At 56.7% G+C, this 1572-nt stretch carries 2 protein-coding genes; one reads left to right on the top strand and one right to left on the bottom strand.

The annotated features are described in order from the left end of the window. Positions 1-384: 384 nt before the first annotated feature. Entirely contained in the window at positions 385-1302 is a 918-nt protein-coding gene (locus AYR66_RS18450) for a Bug family tripartite tricarboxylate transporter substrate binding protein (protein ID WP_234814935.1), read from the bottom strand. Here AYR66_RS18450 and AYR66_RS29680 point away from each other — a divergent pair. Next, positions 1301-1572, top strand: a 272-nt coding sequence (locus AYR66_RS29680) for a hypothetical protein (protein ID WP_206047305.1), incomplete at its 3' end; no start/stop codon positions are given. The genes AYR66_RS18450 and AYR66_RS29680 overlap by 2 nt on opposite strands.

Genomic DNA, 1572 nt, shown 5'->3' with positions numbered 1-1572 from the left:
GTAACCCCAGCGCCGCAACCCCACCAAGCGCCCACACTTATCGGCTGTTATTTTTTAAAGAACACACTCATCCCGCGCACTTTTACTGTCGCGCACCACTGTCAAAGCGTTGTGATTGATAGCGGCTTAACTGGATCAGAGCCCGTTACGTTACTTGACGCATCAGCCCTCGTTTTCGAGAACTTTTCGTTTCGCGTTTCGCGACGGGAGCCGAACTATAGCAAAGCAAATCGCAATGCGCAATGCCTCTCACGTAAAAACTTTTGTTGGACCTTGTCGCGCCATGGGGCCGACCTTCTCATTCGTTCTTCGTTGACAACTGTATTGCGTTCAAAGAATGCGTAATACGATGGCAACGAACAAATCAATTTCAGTGTTCCGACATCAATCAATCGTCACGCCAGCCTTCTTCACGACGTCCTTCATCTCCTGGTAATCCGCCTTCAGCAGCGCAGACAGTTTTTCCGGCGTCATCGGCTGCGGCTCGGCGCCTTGTGCGTGAATCGCATTCTTCATCTCTGCCGTCTCCAGCAGCTTGTTCACTTCGGTATTTAAACGCGCCACAACTTCTTTTGGCGTGCCCGCAGGTGCGAACAGGCCGTACAAGGTGCTGACGTCAAAGCCTTTGTAGCCCGATTCCGCAACAGTGGGGACATCAGGGAGCGACGTGCTGCGTTTTGCCGATGTCACAGCCAGCGCACGCAGTTTGCCCGCCTTGATCTGGCTTAAGGCGGAAGGAACCGACGACAGCGCGAGGTCGAGGGTGCCGCTGATCGCATCGACCATGGCAGGGCTGGAACCCTTGTACGGTACATGCACCAGTTTGATGTTGGCAGCGCCTTCGAGCACTTCGCCGGCAAGGTGGATGGTCGTACCGTTGCCCGGCGAGCCGTAGGTAATCGTGCCGGGTGCGCTGCGTGCTGCGTTCACTACGTCGGCCAGCGTCCTGAGCCGGGAGTGGGCGGACGTGACGATGACTACCGGCGTGTACGCGACATGCGCGATTGGCGTGAAGTCGCGCACCGGATCGTAGGCAAGGCTCTTGTAGAGCCACGGCGCGACAGCCATGTTGTCCTTCTGTCCCATCACGATCGTGTAGCCGTTGGGTGCGGACTTGGCGGCTTCCGCAAGGCCGATAGTGCCTCCCGCGCCGCCGCGGTTATCCGTGACGATGGTCCACTTGTTAGCCTCCGCGAGTTTGTTGGAGATGATGCGGGACAGGATGTCGGTGCCGCCGCCGGGAGGAAACGGAATGATCAGCCTGATCGGATTTGCCGGCCAGGTCTGCGCATGAACCGACATGGCGCTGCAGGAAAGCGCAACGGTAGCGAGGAGCAGCCTGATCGCGGAACGGCGGGAAGATGGCGTGTGCGAGATGACGGGACTCATGTTTATTGAAATGAAAAGTGGGAACAGGTTGTTCAAGCTTGTCTGTTTGAGCAGCGGCATATTTTATTGTTCATTCAACTCGCATGTTTTACTTGCATTGCAGCATGATCCTCTGTACACTTCGGTCCCTCAGACGCGGGGTGGAGCAGTCTGGCAGCTCGTCGGGCTCATAACCCGAAGGTC

This window comes from Noviherbaspirillum denitrificans (assembly GCF_002211445.1).
GTDB lineage: Bacteria > Pseudomonadota > Gammaproteobacteria > Burkholderiales > Burkholderiaceae_D > Noviherbaspirillum > Noviherbaspirillum denitrificans.
This window is presented reverse-complemented; position numbering and strand designations above follow the sequence as displayed.